The 20,800-nt window shown below is 42.2% G+C and carries 15 protein-coding genes and 1 pseudogene; 9 read left to right on the top strand and 7 right to left on the bottom strand.

Annotation, left to right across the window (positions count from 1 at the left end; genetic code table 11):
* Window positions 1-530 precede the first annotated feature (530 nt).
* Window positions 531-1,613, top strand: a complete 1,083-nt coding sequence (locus VE944_RS16070; RefSeq protein ID WP_324978678.1) for a Gfo/Idh/MocA family oxidoreductase — start codon at window positions 531-533, stop codon at window positions 1,611-1,613.
* Between the two features lie 180 nt (window positions 1,614-1,793).
* On the opposite strand, the gene VE944_RS16065 is transcribed toward VE944_RS16070, so the two are convergent.
* Window positions 1,794-2,039, bottom strand: a complete 246-nt coding sequence (locus VE944_RS16065) for a hypothetical protein (protein ID WP_324978676.1) — start codon at window positions 2,037-2,039, stop codon at window positions 1,794-1,796.
* A gap of 332 nt (window positions 2,040-2,371) precedes the next feature.
* Here VE944_RS16065 and VE944_RS16060 point away from each other — a divergent pair, with 332 nt between their 5' ends.
* The 4 genes and pseudogenes from VE944_RS16060 to VE944_RS16045 all read left to right on the top strand — a co-directional run.
* Window positions 2,372-2,995: a DedA family protein gene (locus VE944_RS16060; protein ID WP_324978674.1), complete on the top strand. Its 624-nt coding sequence runs from the start codon at window positions 2,372-2,374 to the stop codon at window positions 2,993-2,995.
* Between the two features lie 240 nt (window positions 2,996-3,235).
* Window positions 3,236-4,390 carry a filament morphology actin-like protein FcmB gene (gene fcmB, locus VE944_RS16055; protein ID WP_324978672.1) on the top strand — a complete coding sequence of 385 codons (1,155 nt, stop codon included), beginning with the start codon at window positions 3,236-3,238 and terminating at the stop codon, window positions 4,388-4,390.
* 5 nt (window positions 4,391-4,395) lie between these two features.
* A complete protein-coding gene (fcmC, locus tag VE944_RS16050) occupies window positions 4,396-4,878 on the top strand; it encodes a filament morphology membrane protein FcmC (protein ID WP_324978670.1) in 483 nt (160 codons plus the stop codon).
* Between the two features lie 354 nt (window positions 4,879-5,232).
* A pseudogene (locus VE944_RS16045) lies at window positions 5,233-5,393 on the top strand (Uma2 family endonuclease); the annotation flags it as partial.
* 228 nt (window positions 5,394-5,621) lie between these two features.
* Here VE944_RS16045 and VE944_RS16040 read toward each other — a convergent pair.
* The 6 genes from VE944_RS16040 to VE944_RS16015 all read right to left on the bottom strand — a co-directional run bounded on the left by VE944_RS16040 (window position 5,622) and on the right by VE944_RS16015 (window position 16,872).
* The gene (locus tag VE944_RS16040; protein ID WP_324978668.1) at window positions 5,622-7,733 is read right to left on the bottom strand and encodes a caspase, EACC1-associated type; all 2,112 of its coding nucleotides are present in this window, start codon (window positions 7,731-7,733) and stop codon (window positions 5,622-5,624) included.
* A 31-nt stretch (window positions 7,734-7,764) separates the two neighbouring features.
* Window positions 7,765-8,142, bottom strand: coding sequence for a hypothetical protein (locus tag VE944_RS16035; protein WP_324978666.1), 378 nt, complete (start codon window positions 8,140-8,142; stop codon window positions 7,765-7,767).
* Between the two features lie 213 nt (window positions 8,143-8,355).
* Window positions 8,356-10,041 carry a dihydroxy-acid dehydratase gene (gene ilvD, locus VE944_RS16030; protein WP_324978664.1) on the bottom strand — a complete coding sequence of 562 codons (1,686 nt, stop codon included), beginning with the start codon at window positions 10,039-10,041 and terminating at the stop codon, window positions 8,356-8,358.
* 354 nt (window positions 10,042-10,395) lie between these two features.
* The gene (locus VE944_RS16025) at window positions 10,396-11,163 is read right to left on the bottom strand and encodes a calcium-binding protein (protein ID WP_324978662.1); all 768 of its coding nucleotides are present in this window, start codon (window positions 11,161-11,163) and stop codon (window positions 10,396-10,398) included.
* Between the two features lie 1,085 nt (window positions 11,164-12,248).
* Window positions 12,249-13,100 (bottom strand): calcium-binding protein, encoded by an 852-nt coding sequence (locus VE944_RS16020; RefSeq protein ID WP_324978660.1) that lies wholly within the window; start codon window positions 13,098-13,100, stop codon window positions 12,249-12,251.
* A gap of 652 nt (window positions 13,101-13,752) precedes the next feature.
* The gene (locus tag VE944_RS16015; RefSeq protein ID WP_324978658.1) at window positions 13,753-16,872 is read right to left on the bottom strand and encodes an MFS transporter; all 3,120 of its coding nucleotides are present in this window, start codon (window positions 16,870-16,872) and stop codon (window positions 13,753-13,755) included.
* Between the two features lie 569 nt (window positions 16,873-17,441).
* On the opposite strand from VE944_RS16015, the gene VE944_RS16010 reads away from it, so the two are divergent.
* The 4 genes from VE944_RS16010 (at window position 17,442) to VE944_RS15995 (ending at window position 20,789) form a co-directional block, all read left to right on the top strand.
* Entirely contained in the window at window positions 17,442-18,719 is a 1,278-nt protein-coding gene (locus VE944_RS16010) for a histidine kinase (RefSeq protein ID WP_324978656.1), read from the top strand.
* A gap of 151 nt (window positions 18,720-18,870) precedes the next feature.
* Window positions 18,871-19,329: a BON domain-containing protein gene (locus tag VE944_RS16005; RefSeq protein WP_324978654.1), complete on the top strand. Its 459-nt coding sequence runs from the start codon at window positions 18,871-18,873 to the stop codon at window positions 19,327-19,329.
* A gap of 187 nt (window positions 19,330-19,516) precedes the next feature.
* A complete protein-coding gene (locus VE944_RS16000; protein WP_324978652.1) occupies window positions 19,517-19,951 on the top strand; it encodes a CAAD domain-containing protein in 435 nt (144 codons plus the stop codon).
* Between the two features lie 430 nt (window positions 19,952-20,381).
* A complete protein-coding gene (locus VE944_RS15995) occupies window positions 20,382-20,789 on the top strand; it encodes a hypothetical protein (protein WP_324978649.1) in 408 nt (135 codons plus the stop codon).
* Window positions 20,790-20,800 lie beyond the last annotated feature (11 nt).

Genomic DNA, 20,800 nt, shown 5'->3' with positions numbered 1-20,800 from the left:
TACGCGTAGCTTGCTTCTTTGCAAGAGTATGTGTCTAGGACGGATGCTGCAAATAATCATACAAAAATCTTTTCAATTAATCAGTAGCGATAATTTCCGATAGCCTTTTTCTTAAAAAAAACATACGTGTTACTTTTTCATGACTTTGTAATTTTAGTAGTATCAATTAGAAATTGATCCCGGTAATTAATTGCCTAAGTGCAACAATCAAGTTAAGTCGGAGCAGAGAAAACCGCTCCTTAAAAATTTGAAGAATTTACACTTAAGTCTTACTGAATGTTTTAAAGTTAATAAAAAGACACATAAAAGACATATATTTATTATAAAAAGTGCAAAATCCAAAACAAACCCGAACTATCTATACAAAAGATATTTGGATTACGGGAACCGATGATAAACTTTGAAATTCTTCATAAACATAGGCTCTATGTTACCATCTGGATGGTTTTAGACGGATCGTAACTGGCTTTCAAGTATAAACGCCAACGGCCGTAGCGTCTCTAAATTTGGTGGTTGAGGAGAGAATAATAGTGCAAGATAGCATGTCAGTGGCAGAACCGAATCTATATACACAGCGTAACCAGCCACGACCGATCCGCATAGGCGTGATTGGAGTGGGTAATATGGGACAACATCACGCTCGCGTACTGAGTTCAATGAAAGATGTTGAACTAGTCGGAGTGGCAGATATTAATGTTGAGCGAGGGCTAGAAACTGCCAGCAAGTACAAGGTGCGTTTTTTTGAAGATTACTGTGATCTGCTACCTCTTGTAGATGCAGTTTGTGTAGCTGTTCCTACCCGTCTGCACTATGCCGTAGGCATCAACTGTCTGTTAGCGGGAATTCATGTTTTGATTGAAAAACCGATCGCAGCCAGTATTTCTGAGGCAGAGTCTTTAGTAAATGCCGCAGCTGAGTCTGGGTGTATCCTGCAAGTGGGTCATATTGAGCGTTTTAACCCGGCTTTTAAAGAACTAAGCCAAGTGCTTAAAACTGAAGAATTGCTGGCGCTAGAAGCCCACAGAATGAGTCCTTACTCAGATCGGGCAAATGATGTTTCGGTTGTGCTGGATTTAATGATCCATGACATCGACCTACTTTTGGAATTAGCTGCTTCCCCAGTCACGAAATTGACTGCTAGCGGTACTCGCGCCCTAGACTCTGGTTATTTAGATTACGTAACTGCCACCTTGGGGTTTGCCAATGGTATTGTTGCTACTTTGACCGCCAGTAAAGTTACCCACCGAAAAATTCGCCGGATTGTCGCCCATTGCAAAAATTCATTCACTGAGGCAGATTTTCTCAAGAATGAAATTTTGATTCACCGACAAACGACTGCCAATTCTCTCAGCGACCACCGACAAGTACTTTACAGGCAAGATGGTGTAATTGAAAAAGTCTACACTAGCAATATTCAACCCTTAAGTGCAGAATTAGAGCATTTTGTCAACTGTGTACATGGTGGCAATCAACCCTCAGTAGGTGGTGAACAAGCTCTCAAAGCTCTGAGACTGGCAAGTTTGATTGAGCAGATGGCGCTCGAAGATCGAGTTCTGAATCCATTAGAATGGCAATCGGAACCAAGAGTACAATCATTGACCCCGACAGTCTAGAAGAGGGGATGAGGGGGATGAGGGGGATGAGGGGGATGAGGGGGATGGGGGGGACAAAATAAAATTTTCTCCCTGGTATCCCAGAGGCGCAACCTCACAACCTCAGAAGAAAACCCTAGAGTATGTTTTTTAATTTGCCATCAAATCTTTAGATCCTCCCTAGTCCTTTTAAAAAACCGACTAAGGGGGATCTAAAAAATTAGAAAATAAAATCTGATGCTTGATTTCATTAATTTTGTCAGATTCGTAGTGAGCAATTTCTCGCTCAATTTCAAGGGCTAATATGGCAAGGCGGAAGCCAAAAGCAGCCAGTGCGTTGGGGAGGCAGTGCGTTGGGCGGGTTTCCCGACTTGTTCGCGCAGCGTCTCCCCTTGGGAGAAGCAACTGCCGTCGGCTCTGCCGACTTGTATCCCTACGGGGAAGCAAGCTACGCTCAAGCGCGTTCCCGCTTTTTAGCAACTGGCTCTCAAAAGTTAAAAGTTAAAAGTTTTGTATATCAAGGCTTTTGCAAGTTTTAAAATGGTAGCTTGATTTCCGCCGCCCTGTACTAGAGCTACTTCCGAATTTGTATAAACTTCGCAATTAATGAAACAGCCCCTTAGCTTCCACTTGTTTTACTCTGCTTCCTCATTGCGATGCCAAGTTATTCGTGCAGCCGAATTACCTTGACTTTAGCAAGCGGGATAATTAGCTTTTTTTAAAAGCTAAAACGGAATCTTAGTCACAAGAATAGTACCGCAATTTTAGGAATTGACTCAATGCTTGAATGGATAACTAATACTATCAACTATTTTGGCTATTGGGGAATCGCCCTACTAATGTTCCTAGAGAACCTTTTTCCCCCAATTCCTTCAGAATTGATCATGCCACTGGCTGGATTTACAGCAAGTCCATATCAACCAGAGGGGGCAAAGCTGAATATCATTGGTGTGTTTTTCGCAGGACTTTTGGGTTCTGTATTGGGCGCACTTATTTGGTATTATCCAGGTAAGTTTTTGGGCGAAACCCGTTTGAAGGCTTGGGCAGACAAGTATGGCAAATGGTTGGCTATATCCAGTAAAGATATCACTAAGGCCAAAGAGTGGTTTGACCGACAAGGTAGAAAAGCAGTATTAATTGGCCGCCTTGTGCCAGGAATCCGCACCTTAATTTCCGTTCCCGCAGGTATCAGCAATATGCCCTTGCTGCCATTCTTGTTTTACACAACAGTAGGTAGCGCGGCTTGGGTGGGCTTGCTGACATACTCAGGATACGCATTAGGTAGTCAGTATGAACTTGTGGACAAGTACCTTGCTCCTGTATCCAAAATCGTACTTGGCGGTTTGGTTCTAGCAGTTGTTTTCTGGATATTCAAGCGCCAGTTAAGACGCGCTAGAAGATGAAACACGGACGCTTTTGGTTTGAAAGCAGTAAAAGCAGGGGTTACATCTGGCCAAAATTCGCCTACACTATGCCAAATAATACTAGATGTGCGTTGGCATGAGCTTATCGGAGGTATCGCCGAAATTAATTTTTGGCGTATTTCTAGCTACACTTGACGCAACCTAGAATTTCTGGTTGCTCGCATTTTTGTAAGATGAGCATGACAACTTTTTAGAGTTAAGTTTGAACTAGGAGCTTTCATGACAGACCAACCTTCCGCCGCTACCCCCATCAATGCTGCTGCTATACCCATGAATAGAGTGTCAGCATCGACTCCCATGAATGCTGTTAATAATGTTCCTCCCAAGGCAGGCAGTGTTCCGGGGAAAACCATTCTCAGCGTTGATTTAGGCAGAACTTCCACAAAAACTTGTGTGAGTCGTGAACCCGGTAATGTGGTGTTCGTACCTGCCAACGTCAAGCAGATGTCAATTGAACAAGTACGCGGTGGTGTTTTTGAAGCCAGGGCTACTGATCCCTTAATGGATTTGTGGCTGGAGTATCAAGGAAATGGATATGCTGTTGGTCAACTGGCAGCCGATTTTGGGGCGAATCTAGGAGTAGGCCAATCTAAGGTAGAGTCTGCACTGGTCAAAGTGTTAGCAAGTGCTGGCTACTTCAAACTTAGAGACGATATCTCAGTCGTACTGGGTCTACCTTTTCTTTCCTTAGAGCAATTTGAAAAAGAAAAAGCCCAGTTGATTAGCCAAGTAGGCGGCCCTCATGTGTTGAACTTCCGAGGCGAATCTATATCGCTGAACGTCAGTAAGGTATGGGTAATGCCAGAAGGCTACGGCAGCCTGCTGTGGTCTGAAGCTCAACCGAAGAAAAGTCCTGGTAGTCCCGATTTTACAAAAATATCGGTGGCGATCGTCGATATTGGACATCAAACCGTCGATCTTTTGATGGTAGATAACTTCCGTTTTGCCAGAGGTGCTTCTAAGAGCGAAGACTTCGGTATGAACAAATTTTATGAATTGGTATCCGCCGAAATCGAGGGAGCAGACAGTCAATCTCTCGCCCTGATTTCCGCCGTTAACAAACCCAGAGGTGAACGCTATTATCGTCCTAAAGGCGCTAGCAAGCCCACCAACCTAGATGATTTTCTTCCCAACCTTACGGAGATGTTTTCGCGTGAAATCTGTAGCCGTGTGCTAGCCTGGTTGCCAGAACGTGTTACCGATGTGATTCTGACTGGCGGGGGTGGTGAGTTCTTCTGGGATGACGTTCAACGTCTGCTCAAGGAAGCAAAGATTAATGCTCATTTAGCAGCACCTTCACGACAGGCGAATGCTTTGGGGCAGTATATTTATGGAGAGGCACAATTATCCTCCAATCGCGCTGCTAGGGCATAAAGCTGATGTTCCAATGGTCAAAAAAGGTAGTTAAATCCGTCACGTTCAACCCAGAGCTTGCTGATGAAAGCTTGTTAGCGCAAGTAGAAAGTTATTTGGACAAACAACCAGACAAGACTTTCAGCGACCTCTGTAAAGAAGCCTTATGGCAATCTTTATGTGTACCGGAACCTGTACAACCTGCTCGACAAACAGCAGCAGCAACAACACCGATTGAACAGCAAATCGGTGAACTGCAACGTCAAGTGGCTGGACTTGAGGAACGTTTTTTGGCCAAGGGATCTAATCGTTTGGAGGCAATGGAACACCATCTACTGCAACTTTCTCAACAAGTCGCACAACTGGCGCTCATAGTCAATGAGCGATCGTTCATTCAGTCTCCAACTCAATTAGAAGTAGTAAATAATACTTCTTATTCTGTTGCTACCCCTCCTCAAGAGGTTGACCCCGTAATCAGTCGCCTTAGTCAGTTTCTCGATGATTTTTAAGAAACAATCGCGTTTGTGAGCAGTTTTTGCTCCTCTTAACAATCCTTAATAATATTATCTATTAAGGATTGTTAATGTTTGTATTTGTGTAGATCAAGCGATCGCTCATAATAGCGAATCATCATCGCAATCCGAGTTGAGTTGTCCTGGTATTCTTGTGATAATTGGGATTCGTCAAGCTATACCTAATTTTTGAGATTGCATGAAGAATAATTTATAACCATTTGTAATCTGTACGCCTTAATTGAGCAAGCTCTCGGCAGATTATGATAGAAATCTAAGGCTTTCTGAGAAAGGCGATCGCTCATGACTACTTAGAAAAATCCAGCAGCCATTGTGGATTGGGAACCCCCCATGCCCCTACAGATTTAATTTTTGATGATGGTGAACCCTTGGAATCAAATCGCCACCGCATTGCTATGAATGTGTTGATTAGGTCATTGCAACAGTTTTTTGCTGACCGCAATGATTTCTTCACCGGGGGCAATATGTTTATTTACTACAGCAAGACAAAGGAACTTTACGAGCAATTATTAGATAAGTTGGGCTGAGTGTCGATGAGTTTATCGATCTGCTGCAAATGAGAGAATGAAAAGATATGATCGCTATTGGGTAAATAATAATTTATAGTAATTCATAGATGTGGCATTAAAGATGCGTCAGCGGAGCTAGCCGTTCGCGTAGCGTCTCGTAGAGAAGGCATCGCTTACCATCTTTAGCAGACAATTATTGCCAGAATATAGCTACTTTTGCAACTCTTTGAGTTTCTCCAATGACTGTTGATATAGCTTTGTTTTTCCTTGTTGCTGATAAAGGTCTGCGGCTTTTTGATAATCTGCGATCGCTCCTTGCTTATCTTTTAAAATAGAGCGGGCATTACCCCGGTTGTGGTAAGCATAGGCAGCATTGGAATCGATACGGATAGCCTGGGTATAATCGTCAATTGCTTTCTTATAATCTTTCAAGTTCCTGTAGGCAAGACCTCGGTTATTGTAAGCTTTGACATAATTGGGATCGATAATGATAGCCTGATTATAATCCTCAATCGCTCCTTTATAATCTCCCAGGTCACGGCGGGCATCACCCCGGTTTTGGTAGGGAAAGGAGAGTGGATCATTCTTAAACTCAATGGCTTTGGTGTAATCGGAAATTGCCTGTTCGTAGTTGCCTTGGTCAGCGTAGGCATTACCTCGGTTGTTATAGGCAAGAGCGTAGTTGGAGTTAATTTGAATCGCTTCGTTGTAATCGATAATAGCTTGCTTGTAATTGTCCAAGTTATAGTAAGCGAAGCCTCGATTAAGGTAGCCACCAGCATCGTTGGGATTGACCCGAATATACTGGTTTAAATCCTCAATTGCTTCTTTGTAATCTTTAAGCTTACTACGGGCATAACCTCGGTTGTAGTAGGCAATTGTAAAATTGGGATCGAGCCGCAGCACCTCGTTAAAATCTTCAATCGCTCCCTTGTAGTCTTTTTTATTAGATTTATCGAGTCCCCTATCATGGAATTCCTTAGCACTCATCTCGGTTGTAGGGGAGACAGTGGGACTAGTAACAGGTGTAGATGATTCTGCTGGATTAGGCTGTGTGGTCACTGAAACATCTGGTGGCTTCACCAAGGAAGAGAAAGTTAGAACCACAGTAGCGAAGACACCTGCGCCAATCATTACTCTGGGGTATCTCAGAACTGCAACAACTTTGTTTGGTAGTTTGACTGGTACATCATATTTGCGGAAGATGCTTTTGAACGCTGTAACTTTATCTGGAAATGGAAATGATCCGTTTTTGGGACTAATTCTCGTTTCAATTGACACTATGTCTTCATCTCTAAGTCCTAAAATTTCCTGATAACGTCGCAAATCATTGCGAGTATAGTCACTCAAAGTCTGCTCGCGCCCAATCGCGTCTACTAATGCTTGCTCATATTGCTGCAATTTTTGTTGATACTCTCGATAAGGTTTTAAAACCTCAGCTTCAATTGCAGCAGTTTCTTCAGGGAGCAACCCCAAATTCTGACGTAGGGCATCTAATATTCTGCGACCAATAATCGAAATCTCGCCCCGACTGGCATAAATCTCTACTTCTTTGCGATACTTCAGTTTTGGATCACCAATGGGTGCTTTAGACAACAGGATTTTAAATCCTTCTTTGACTGCATAAATTTCTGGTTGCATGGCAGGAGCAGCTTTTTGAACTTTCCTTTTGGCATACTCATGCAACTCATCAACCGAAACGGCACCATCATTATCTAAATCTGCGGCACCTGTTTCAATACCTTCAATAAGGTAACGGGTATAAATCGAAAGATTTTCTTCTTGTTGCTGGAAAGAATATTCAGTAGCAGTAGAAGAGGTCAAGACAACTCGCCCCTCGCCACCAAGTTCAGCCCGGATATCGAGAGAACCGTCATCTTTGGCTAACCATCCCTCAGCAAACGCCCCACTAAAGCAACAGTCGAGAATTACGACTTGGCGCTTGCAGTGGCTATCGCTCATGATGTTATGAACAAAGCTGGCGGGAACAGTGGTTGATTTGATCAGTCGTCCTTGGGGATTTTTGCGGGTAACGCGAGTGGCGAGGTGAAGTTTGCCGCTCTCATCTTTAATGCCATGACCGGAGAAGTAAAGTACTACAAGGTCATCTTTACGACGATCGCTAAACAGCGTCTCCATCGCTTCCTGCATTTTCTGAGGATCGGGATTCTCCAGTTTTTGAATATCTGTTTGGGCAAAATCACCCATTTCTGGATGCTGCAAAACTTTGGCGATCGCTTGCATATCCTTTACTGAAGCTGGTAATGGGTTAAGACCAGGCTCGTACTCGCTGACTCCTATTAGCAGTGCTACCTTAGCCATCTCGCTATCCTCTTTTTTATTATGGGATTTCTCAGCCTACGGCTACAAACTTTTGCGCGGCTTCCAGCGCTGCTGTTAATTCTTCTCGACTGCTGGCTTTTAGTTTGAGTTTTTTCCCGTTAGCCTCGACTTCTAATTCAATGGTTTTGTTGCCCAAGCGATCGCCCAAAAATCCCAACAGTTTCTTAAAATTGGCAAGGCTCACCTCTGCCTGCAACACTCCCAGCAGAAAAGCTCCAAACGCCTTTGATCCTACAGGACTTTCTGTAACTGCTACAAGTTCAGCATTCTCTACATCTAAGTCTTTGATTTCTCGCAGCAGATTCCGGGTTTCGCGTTCTTGCTCATCTGCATCTAAGTCTGGATTAGAAAGAGCGATCGTTAATTTGACGTTAGATTCAGAACTCATTTTGTACCCTTTTCAGTTTTAAGCAGTTGACAGTCAACTATATTTCCGTGATTTCTCTATTGACATCATAGCTGCTATGTAAATTTCCTGAAACTTCATCAAGATTTTTCCAAAAACTCATAAAATTCAAGTAAAAATTACTAGAAATCAAAAAGACGTAGCACTGCTACGTCTCTACATTCTTTTTCGGAGATGTTTATTACGTCAGGTTAATTAAAACAAGTCCAAATCTGTCACAGCACCAATACTGCTAGAAGATACCAATTTGGCATATTTCGCCAACACGCCTTTAGTGTAACGCGGAGCGGGGGGCTGCCAGTTGGCACGACGACGAGCCAATTCTTCTTCGGATATATTCAACTGCAACAAACGAGCGGGTGCATCAATAGTAATACTATCGCCTTCTTCTACAAGAGCGATCGCACCACCAACGGCTGCTTCTGGGGCAACATGACCAACCACCATGCCGTAAGTACCGCCAGAAAAGCGTCCGTCGGTAATTAATCCCACAGCATCACCCAAGCCAGCACCGATAATTGCTGAGGTGGGAGCCAACATTTCTCGCATCCCAGGCCCGCCCTTAGGCCCTTCGTAGCGGATGACCAGAATATCACCAGCTTGAATCTTACCCGCCAAAATTGCAGCTAAAGAAGCTTCTTCCGATTCAAATACCCGTGCGGGCCCGGTAATTACTGGTTTTTTCACGCCGGTAATTTTCGCTACAGCCCCTTCCGTTGCCAAATTACCTCTGAGAATAGCTAAGTGTCCCTGAGGATACATCGGGTTGTTCCAAGTTCGAATCACATCTTGATTGACGGATGGTTCTTCTGGTATATCTGTCAATATCTCTGCGATCGTTTGACCAGTGATAGTGAGGCTATCACCATGTAATAAGTCATGCACAAGTAGCATTTTCATTACTTGGGGAATGCCACCAGCTTTGTGCAAATCTGTAGCTACATATTTACCGCTTGGTTTTAAATCACACAAAACGGGAACACGGGCGCGGATGGTTTCAAAGTCATCTAGTGCTAACTCTACATCAGCAGCGCGGGCGATCGCTAAGAAATGCAACACTGCATTGGTCGAACCACCCACCGCCATAATCACAGAAATGGCATTTTCTATAGATTTGCGGGTGATAATTTGCCGGGGTAAGATTTGTTTGCGAATAGCTTCGACTAACGCATAAGCCGATTTTTCCGTGCTGTCGGCTTTTTCGGCATCTTCGGCCGCCATTGTCGAAGAATAGGGCAAACTCATTCCCATTGCTTCAAATGCTGAAGACATGGTGTTAGCTGTGAACATTCCCCCACAAGAACCAGCACCAGGACAAGCGCGACTTTCAACTTCTAATAATTCCTTTTCGTCAATTTTTCCCGCACTGTATTGACCAACCGCTTCAAAAGAACTAACAACAGTTAAATCGCGTCCATTGTAATGACCGGGTTTAATTGTGCCACCGTAAACGAATATTGCAGGGATATTCATCCGGGCCATCGCTAGCATTGCCCCTGGCATATTTTTATCACAGCCACCAATCGCTAGCACACCATCCATACTTTGTCCAGTACAGGCGGTTTCAATGGAATCGGCAATGACTTCCCGCGACACGAGGGAATATTTCATCCCTTCAGTTCCCATCGAAATCCCGTCGCTGATGGTAATTGTGCCAAACATTTGTGGCATTGCTCCGGCAGACTTTATACCAACCTCTGCCCTTTGTGCCAGTTGATTTATCCCCATATTACAGGGAGTGATCGTACTGTAGCCATTGGCAATACCCACAATGGCTTTATTGAAATCTTCATCTTTAAAACCAACTGCACGCAGCATTGCTCGATTTGGCGATCGCTGCACTCCTTGCGTCACAATTTGGCTTCTTAAATTCTCTGACATCTTTTTTCCTTCTGTGCCTCATCGCTTGTATTGCGATTGTATTACCTGATTTTCTCATGTATATGCGGCGCGATCGAACCTTAGATGTGCTTCTGTTAGTGTGCAGTTAAGATGAACGACTTTGTGGGTAAAATATGCTTTATTATGATTTAAATAATGTAGTTAATTTAAGCAATACTATCCTTGACAGTTTAAAGCCGAGTGCATTTTGTCACAGTTGGAGCATGTTTGGCTTTACACTTGAATTCTTCTTCAAGATTAAACTTTTTGCATAAATCAAAAATAAGAACCTTACTCCTAAGAACAAGTGCTTAGGAGTAAGGTGCTAGCTACTTTTGCAAGAGGTCTATTAAATTAAAGGATAATGTCGTTTGCCACTAGTTGTGGTGCTCCTGTCAACCCAATCTCAAACTCAGCCGACAGATCCCTATCAGTATTAGCTTGAAGAATACCTCCTGAATAACGAACCTGACTGGCTGCGGTGAATGCGCTAGATCCAATAAAAGTGAAGGCTTGGTTGCCCCCTACAGTGGAGTTAGCATCAATGGTAGATAGATCAATTTGATCGCCTGTAAAGATACCGTTTCCAACGAAGTCAGTGATAACATCCCGTGACAAACCAGTAGGACTATCCGAAACTGAGTTGAAATCGAAAATATCGTTACCAGCGCCCCCAGTGAGAGAATCAGTCCCAGCACCGCCAGTGAGGATATCGCTGCCAGCACCCCCATTTAAGTTATCGCTACCAGCACCCCCATTTAAGTTATCGCTACCAGCACCGCCAGTAAGGATATCACTGCCAGCACCTCCATTTAAGGTATCGCTACCAGCACCTCCATTTAAGGTATCGCTACCAGCATCCCCATTTAGGCTATCGCTACCAGCATTGCCGTTGAGGATATCGCTGCCAGCACCCCCATTTAGGATATCGTTGCCAGCATTGCCGTTGAGGATATCGCCGTTGAGGATATCGCTACCAGCACCCCCATTTAAGATATCGTCGCCAGCATTGCCGTTGAGGATATCGCTACCAGCACCCCCATTTAGGGCAGGGCGCAAAATTAGCGGGGAACCGTTGACGGTATTATTGTCATTGAAAATGGTACCGTTGATAATTGCCATTAATTAGTTTCTCCTGAATTTAGAAGGTAAAAAAATAACCACTTCACTTCCCCATCAGAAAACGGTGTTGCTGATTAAGAGTATGAATTTGGTTTCCCCAAAGGAGCAAGGAAACAGTTTCAAGCATTTAATTTTTGAATTTCACACTTTTATTCAGCAACCCCGAGAAAACAAAGCAAAGAAATAATGAGTGGGAAGAGATAACTGAACCACACCTAATTACAACAGGTGTTTGCTGTTAAGCCTGAAGATTTGAGAAGATTTTAAAAGCACTGGATTTATTAATGATGTTGGCATCAAAATTGTGCCAAGAGTGATGTTATATTCTTGTACCTGATGTTTTCACTGGTTACAGTAGTAGGCTGCTAGGAAACAAGCAGATTTCCTCCTACGAAATTGCATAGGTTTTAGAACGTTTTGGTTCCATTGAGAATCACAAGACTATGATATTACCCTCAAGGCTACTTTTTTCTATCTATAAGAAAGAGTAATTAACGTTATTTTTTTACTTTCGTCACAAAAAATCTTAAACCTTTGCTCAGAGAGAGTTGATTTTGCTTATTGAGATTTGTTTGGTGATTTTTATAGTTATATATAAGGAAGTAATTGCCAATAATTAAAAGCCTAGTTGAATAGTGCGTAGGCGTAGCCCGCCGTAGGCATCGCTACATCCCTTGCATTACCATTTGGCTGTTCAACTTCTTTGACATAATTGTAAGTGTTGCGATTATATTACCTAATTTTTTCATGCATACGCGGCGCGATCAAGCCTTAGCAAACATTGGTAATTTAGATTTCCTTCTGTTACTAATTAAGGAAATTACCAATCTTAAGCATGAAGCCAATATGAGCTACTTTTTTGGTGAGATATCCTTTCTTGGGATTTAACTATGCTTGATTACAGCAATAGCATCCTTGGCAGATTAAACAGGAATATATTTTGTCAATTTGCCTAAAGACAGAAATAAATTAGCGTAATAATAATCACTATAAAAGGAAGAGGCAAGTTAAACTTACCTCTCCCCACGACTGTTAAATTATTAGAATTCTGCCTCGTGCCTGATTTTCAAGACAGGTCTATTAAATTAAAGGTTAATGTCGCTTGCTACTAGTCCTGGTGCGCCTGCCAGACGAATCTCAAACTCAGCCGATAGATCCCCATCAGTGCTAGCTTGAAGAATACCTCCTGAATAACGAACCTGACCGGCTGCGGTGAATGCACCAGATCCTATGAAAGTGAAGCCTTGGTTGCCCCCTCTAGTGGAGTTGGCGTCGATGTTAGATAGATCGATTACATCACCAGGCAAGTTACCGTTGCCAAAAAAGTCAGTGATAACATCCCGTCCAGATCCAGCAGGACTATCTGAAACTGAGTTGAACTGGAAACGATCGTTACCCGATCCTCCAGTGAGAACATCAGTCCCACTACCGCCAACGAAGCGATCGTTGCCAGCACCACCGATAAGGGTATCGTTGCCATTACCACCGCCAAGGACATCGTTGCCAGCACCAGCGTTAATGATATCGTTACCATTACCGCCAATCAGGCTATCGTTGCCATTATCACCATTTAGGTTATCGTTGCCATCACCACCGACAAGGGTATCGTTGCCATCGTTACCAAAGAGGCGATCATCGCCGCCAGCACCGGTAAGGACATCGTTGCCAGTACCGCCAACGATACTATCCCTACCACCACCACCAGTAATGACATCGTTGCCAGCACCACCGATAAGGGTATTGTTGCCACCACCACCAGTGATCACATCGTTGCCACCACCGCCATCGATGCGATCGTTGCCACTACCACTGACAAAGACATCGTTGCCACTACCGCCGTTAATGACTCTGTTACCACTACCAGTACCGGTCTGGATAGTGTTGTTAGGAAGACCGACGAGAATGTCAATGTCATTAATATCGAGAATGGTTTCCATAAATTAGCTTCTCCTGAGTTTAGAGGGTAAAAATTACCTCGTCACTTCACCATCAGAAAACGGTGTTGCTGATTAAGAGTATGAATTTCCTTTACTCCAAAGGCGCAAAGGAAATAGTTTCAAACATTAAATTTTTGAATTTCACAATTTTATTCAGCAATGCCCAGAAAATAAGGTGGAGAAATAACGAGTGGTAAAAGATAACTGAACCACACCTGATTGGAACAGTTGATTTCTGTTAAGTCCAAAGATTTTAGAAGCACTGCATATATTGATGAGTTTGGCATCGAAATCGTGCCAAGGGTCATTTATATATCTCTGTGCTTTATGTATTCATTGGTTACAAGTACTAGGCTGCTAGGGAACAAGCAGATTTTCTAGTACACAATCGCATAGCTTTTACGATATTCACAATCACAAGATTATGATATTACTCTCAAGGCTACTTTTTTCTACCTATAAGAAATAATAATTAATCCTCTTTTATCCCTCTCAGCCAAAAAAAAATCTGAAACCTTTGCTTAGATAGGGTTTTGTAATATATGTAGGAAGAATAAAGTCCTGATACTACTCTGGGGGTAGTTTGTTTTATTTATAAAAAAAAGTGGCACTACATTAATTACCACTTTTTTTTATAAATTTATGATGAATTTTAACGAGGTAGAGGTAACCCTGTAACGGCCACTGCTCCTGCGATCGCACTGGCTGCAAGGGAAGTCAAAGCTGTTCCAAACAACCACCACGCAGCATTCGCAACGGTCTTTTTGCTTTCTTGAGCTTGCTTTTTAGCTTGTTGTTGGATCGCTTTCAGGCGTTTTTGTGTTTCTTGTTGAATGCGTTCGGCTCGTTGTAGTACGCCATCCCGCGCCCCTTCTATTTGGTCGATTATCCTGTTAGCATCCTCTTGAGAAATATCCTCACGAGAACTGATGACAGCAACTAGGGTGTCACGATCAAATTGGCTGAGGCGATCGCGCAATGCTTCAAATCCGGCTTGGGGATCGTCGAACACTTTCGCAAAGTCTTGCTTAATACCTTCATAGTTGAGTTCGGAACGATCCAGGGAGTTGAGATAGTTACGAACTTTACCAAAAACTCCATCAAGCACTGATTGCACTCTTTGCTGGATTTGCTGGAATTGTTCAACAATGGAGGTGCGAACCGACTCAATTTGATCCACAATCCGGTTAGCTTCTTCTTGTGAGATATCTTCCCGTTGGGATAATAGCGCCACAATTGTAGAACGGTCAAATTTCGAGGCGCGATCGCTTAAACTTCCAATTCCAGCGCGGGGAGAAGACAGCAGCAATTGCAAATCGCGTTTAATTGCTTCTGGGTTGAGTTCTTCTTTGTTCGTATTACGCAGATATTCTTCGAGATTGGCTTCAAAATCTAAAGCTTGTTGAGCAGTACGCTTGGCTAAACGTCGTGGCGCTCTCACAATATTAGCGATCGCATCTTGTGCTTGATCAATTATCTGATTAACTTGCTCTTGGCTCAAGTCTCCCCGTTGACTAACGAGTTTAACCAAGGTTTCTCGATCAACATTAGATAAGCGATCGCGCAGTGCTAAGGCTCCTGCTTTGGGATCGTCAAGTAATTTTTCCAAATCGCTCTTAATACCTTCGGGATCAAGTTCTTCTAAGTTGGTATTGCGGAGATATTCAGCAATCGCTTTTGTGGTTTTTTCGTACTGTTCTTTCGCCTGCTGCGGTACTTGCAAAATATTATCTCGGACTGCTTCGATTTGATCGAGAGTTTGGTTTATCTGTTCTTCGCTCAAATCTTGACGCTGACTGAGCAATTGTACTAGTGTATCCCGGTCAAATTGCGATAGGCGCGAAGTCAATTGGCTAATTCCAGCTTGGGGATCGTCTAGTAGAGTTTTAAACTCACGTTTGATACTTTCGGGGTTTAGTTCATCTTTGTTAGTATTCCGCAAATAATCTTCAACTCTTTGGCGCAGTTCATCAGCTTTGCCTTTTGCTTGTTCTTGCAGCTCTCTAGCACGATTTAAGAAATTATCGCGGTTGCTTTCGAGTTGACTAACAATATTATTAGCTTCCTCTTCGTTGATATCTTGACGCTGTTGGAGCAATTGTACAAAAGTGTCGCGGTCAAATTGTCCGAAGCGGCTACTTAAATCTTCAAACCCAGCTTCTGAATCTTCCACCAACTTTTTAAAGTCGCGTTCAATACCTTCAGGATTGAGTTCTTCTTTCCCCGTCGAACGCAGATAATCTTCGATGCTGCTGCGGAAATCTTGCCCTTGCTCTTGCGCTTGAGCCTGTTTTACAGTTTCTAAAACTTCCGAGCGATCGCTTTCCATTTGTTCGGAAATTTCTTTCACCCTAGCTTCACTGATATCACCTCGCTGCTTCAGCAAGTTGGCGAAATATTCTTGATTTATTTCTTCCAACTCCCGTCTTACAGTTGTTGGATCTGCATTAACGTCATAGATGAGTTCTTTAAATTCATCTCTTAGGGTAATGCGGTTAAAATGCCAAGGAAAGGAATTCGATATGTAGTCTTCTACATCTGTCTTAATTGTGTTTTCGGGTGATATTGGCAATCTTGCAGATACTTGTTTACTTCCTTCATCTTGGAATTTTTTTAATTGTTCTGTGATTTGATTGACATCGACATCTTGAACTTTTTCTTTCAGTTTTTGCAACTGATTAGTAATTTTGTTGACATCGATATTGGAAAGGTTAACCCGCTCCAAAACTGCTGGTGCAGCCGCACTCAAGCCATATTGAATAGCTTGCTTGATTATACCATTGCCATTCCCACCTCCGACTATAACCAGTTGTTGAAGGCGTTCACCTAATTGCTCTGAATTCAATTCTTCGGGTGTTGCAGACTTTAGCAAATTAATTACTTGTTCTGTGGGATTGCTCCGATTCAAAGCTTGTTGCCAAGCACCTTGAAATTGGTCAGCAATGCGATTAATATCTTCTTGAGAGAAATCTGTACGACTGCTAATTAAATCAACAAATGTTTGGCGATTGATATTTTGTAATAGGTCGCTGTTAGCAACAGATTGCAAATCTGTATCTTTAAGAAGCTGGTCAAATTGGTTACGAATTTCTGTGATATCCAGCTTTGGTAATTGCAGAGACCCTAAAGAACTTTGGAGGGTATTTCTAATATCTTCAGCGTTAAAACCTGAAGTTAACTCTCGTCGGACTGCGGCTGTAATATCTTCAGCAGTAGAAACTAACTGTTGTTTCGCAGCATTAGCACCGATACCAGCAGTTGCTGTACCCATCAAAGTTTGAAAACCAGAAGTGACAGTACTAGCGATAGAACCGATAAAAGAACCTACTGCTGATGAACCAAACCAAATTACCAGTGAGAAATAGGTAGCCCAGATAACTACACCGATGATTGCACCTAGAGATTCACTTTCGATTAAGCTAAGTTTTACCGCCAGAAAACAAGCAATAAATAATGCAATACTAACGGTTAATAACGCCCAAGCACCAATTTTCGTCTGAACTGAACGAATTTTACTACCCAAACTTTCTGAATCATCATCAGAATCTGAGTCAATTTCCCAAGATGAAATTCCGACAGCAACTGAAAAATTAGTCAATAATAATTGAAAGGCAAATGCCATTAAAACTCCAGCCAGCAATGCTACCAAGAATTTAGGGCCAGAAAAAAGAACTGATGCTTCTTCTGGAGTTAGTGCGTCCTGAACTATTATTGGCGCTAATCCAAGAGATAGCCAGTTTGATGCCCACATAGTTAAAACACCTTGAAACATAGTATTTTCCCACTTGCAGTCAATTAAATAACCATTGATAAAATGGCTTATTCATCAATGTACTTGCAAGTTATATAAATTGACACTTTCTTAGGTAAGAAGCTTGCTTGCCAAAAGTCGTATCTTACAAAAACAAATATTTTTATTAATTTTTACCTAAAGAAAATAATGTAAAGTTTGGTAATTTTATATTAAATTGTTTGATAAAATCCGATCCGCTTGGTATTAGTAAAACTTTGCTCCAAAACTTTAAACTGATACATAGCTATATGTTTTTATTAAAAATTACATTTAATCGATAGGTCTATAACAAAAACTTAGCTGATTTTAAAACTAATATTTTAGAAATTGTTTTGATAAATTAAATAATAAACATTTAATTTTCATAAGGGATAATTTATTTGATTATTAAAATTTGTTGCTATCTTTAGATAAAACACGTATATCTAATGATAGAGGTAAAATTTCTTCCAAGCGATTGATGAAATGTAAACATAAACATGTATTAATAAGGTTATTAGGAGCTATAAATTTAGTGAATAATTGATTTTTGCTGAGGAGAAAGAATAATGGTTGTAGGTGTACATAAACGTGGTGTAGGTGTATTTTCTCATCGTCGAGATGTTGAACATGCCTTACATGAATTAAAAAAAGTTGGTTTTGACATGGATAGAGTCTCTGTCATCACCCAGGATGGAGACAAAGATGATATTTCTGGGGCTGAAGTACGCGATCGCGTCGGTGATAAATCTGACGATGGTGCTAAAGTCGGAGCAGCTACAGGCGGCGCGTTGGGCGGATTGACTGGCTTATTAGTTGGTCTTGGTACTTTGGCAATTCCTGGACTGGGGCCAATTATGTTGGCTGGAGCCGCAGCAACTACCTTAGCTACTACTCTCGCTGGCGCAGGTATTGGTGCAGTAGCTGGTAGTTTGCTTGGTGCATTAGTTGGTTTAGGAATTCCCGAAGAACGAGCCAAAGTTTATGACGAACGCGTTAAGCGGGGACACTATTTAGTCATCATAGATGGCACAGATACAGAAATTGCCAGAGCAGAAGCAATTTTACATCAGGGTGGTGTCGAAGAGTTTGGCATTTATGACAACCCAGATGGTAGAAATACAAATGCTGGTTATGTCGCTCCAACATCTAGTGTTGCTCAGAGTGGTGTTGCAAAACGCGCGATTGGAGTCTTTTCTCATCGTCGAGATGCAGAAGCAGCAATTACAGAATTACGAGATGCAGGTTTTCCCTTAAGTAAAGTCTCCATCATAGCCAAAGATACAAACGGTCATGGGATCGCTGGTGTAGATGTAGATAAAAATGTCGGTTCAGGTAATAAAGCAGACGATGGTGTAAAAGCTGGAGCAGCTACAGGTGGAGTCGTAGGCGGCTTGACTGGCTTATTAGTTGGTCTGGGAACTTTAGCAATTCCTGGAATCGGTCCTGTAATTGCAGGTGGTGCAGCAGCAACGGCTTTAGCATCAACAGTAGCTGGCGGTGCGATTGGTGCAGCAGCAGGCGGTATTGTTGGCGGACTCGTTGGCTTAGGAATTCCTGAAGACAAAGCGCGAGTATATAGCGATCGCTTCCAAAAAGGCGACTACTTGGTAATTATCGATGCTACAGAAGCTGAAATCCGCCAAGCTGAAGCAATTCTTAACCGTCGAGGCATTGAAGAATTTGCTATCTATGATGGCAGCGATTTAGGTGAACATCGCCCAGTAGATCAAGTAACCCATCACGACACAGCAGTTGTGAATAGCGATCGCACCAATTATTCAACAGGTCTTCATGGAAATGATCCTTCTGTAATCATTGTTGACCGTCGTGATGAAACACTCTAACCGCAGGTAGTTGTCACTCACACTAATTTTCTCTAATTTAAAGAGCAAGAACATAAAACCTTTGCTCCTAACTTAAGAAACTTGCTCCTTACTTCTGCCGTGAATATCCACAAACTCGACAAGTTTCACTTTCCGATTCAGAATTAAACCTATGCAAAAGCTAACTCCCTTCTTAATTAGTTGCCTTTTAGTTTTTGGTGTTGCTGCTTGTGATAACGCTTCTAAAACAAGTGAATCTGCACCCGCTCCTAATGAAGCACCAACCGCACCAAGCGCACAAACAACACAAGCTGCTCAAGAAGACGCGCAAAGCGAAGTTCGCAGAAGACAACTTGATGCTGATATTCGTGCCCGCGAACAGCGAAACAATGTCACAGGTGGCGATACAGATAGAGCTGCAAGTGACCTAGCAAGTCAAGTTCGCTCCAAGTTAGAGGCAAACATACCCAAGGGTCAACTAACAGTTAATGCGACAGACGATGGAAGTGTCACTGTCTCAGGAACTGTAAACAATCAGCAGGAATTGGCTAAGATTGAACGTTTAGCTAAGGAAATAAAAGGTGTCAAAACTGTAGTTGTTAAAGCAACTATTGCCCCACCGAAACAGTAAGACAGCTAACAATAAATCAAAGTGAGTAGGTAGGCATAAATAAATTTAGATGCCCCTGCTCAAGGTTAGGGGTCAGTTATATTTACTACTGACTACTAACAATTGACAACTGATGACCTGAATAATTATGTTTATTGATGCTCAGTTCAGTTATACAAGCTCTTTGTACTTACGGAAAATATAAATTATGGAAACCGAACAACAGCAACGTGAATCTATTAATGCCTCATTCTCACAAGGCACGCTAGCAATTGAAGGTACAGATACTCAAAACTTGCCAAAGTTACCACCAGCATCTGAACCAGAATCTCAATGGCAGCAAATTAGCAGACAAGTTTCTCAAGTTTTGGAGCAATTGCCCGAATATTTAGGTAGCTTTTTTAGTAGCTATAAGCAGCCTCTAACAACAGTTGGTTTGATTTTAGCGGCGATTGTTACAGCCAAGATAGTACTAGCTGTACTGGATGCCATCAATGATATTCCATTACTATCACCGACTTTTGAGTTAGTTGGAATTAGTTATGGCACTTGGTTTATTTCCCGTTATCTACTAAAGGCTTCAACACGAGAAGAATTAGCCGATGAAATTCAATCACTGAAGAACCAATTTTTAGGCAAATAAATTTACTAACCATTAAAACATTAGACTGTGGCGTAAGTTTGCCCGCCTTTAACAATTTGCTTAAGCTTTAGTAGACTAGTCTGTGTTTTCGCTAATTAAATATATACAATCTAAATGTTCACATTCCCGACTTCTTAGACAAGTCGGGAATTTTGTAACTATCTTATTTTGAATACAAATGCAGTAGAGACACAAGAATGATTATTGCTGTCAGTGTCAACTTCAGCTACAACGCTTGTTTTATATAATGAAAGGAAATTATATCTATTGAGCCGGATTTCAGATTAGTCTTTTGGGTACATCAAAAGATATAGAGCATAACATTGTATTTAACTTTAAATCACTTCTAAAGATAGTAGAACGAAAATGAAAAACAACTTAATCTAGGCTTTGAGGTTATTTAATAGATTCTTTAACGAGGACATAAATTATGGCTAATGAAGCAGTTAAGAGAGATATAGATTCATCTGATAGAGCTGAAGCAGATACATACGATCGCGGCATTATTCCAGCTGAAACAGCTGCTCGGATGGAAAGAGAAGGAACTACGTACAAAACACTCCCCACAGAAGAAAGGGAGGCAGATGCGCCTACCGATGACCAAACGAATCCAGACAGTATACGCACCACTGACGGGTACACCGTAGACCAGGAAGGTTTGTTGAACAACTATGCAGTTGAACCGGAAATGTACTACGAAGAACCGGGTGATGCACGCAAACAAGCAGCAGCCGATGCCGCCCAACGTATTCAAGAACTCGGAGAAGTTAATCAGGACGAGGAAGGCAAGCTGACCGAAAATAGTGACACACGCGGTAGAGGCCCAGGAATGCTTTAATTACAACAATC

This window comes from Nostoc sp., from assembly GCF_035638895.1.
Taxonomy (GTDB): domain Bacteria; phylum Cyanobacteriota; class Cyanobacteriia; order Cyanobacteriales; family Nostocaceae; genus Nostoc.
This window is presented reverse-complemented; position numbering and strand designations above follow the sequence as displayed.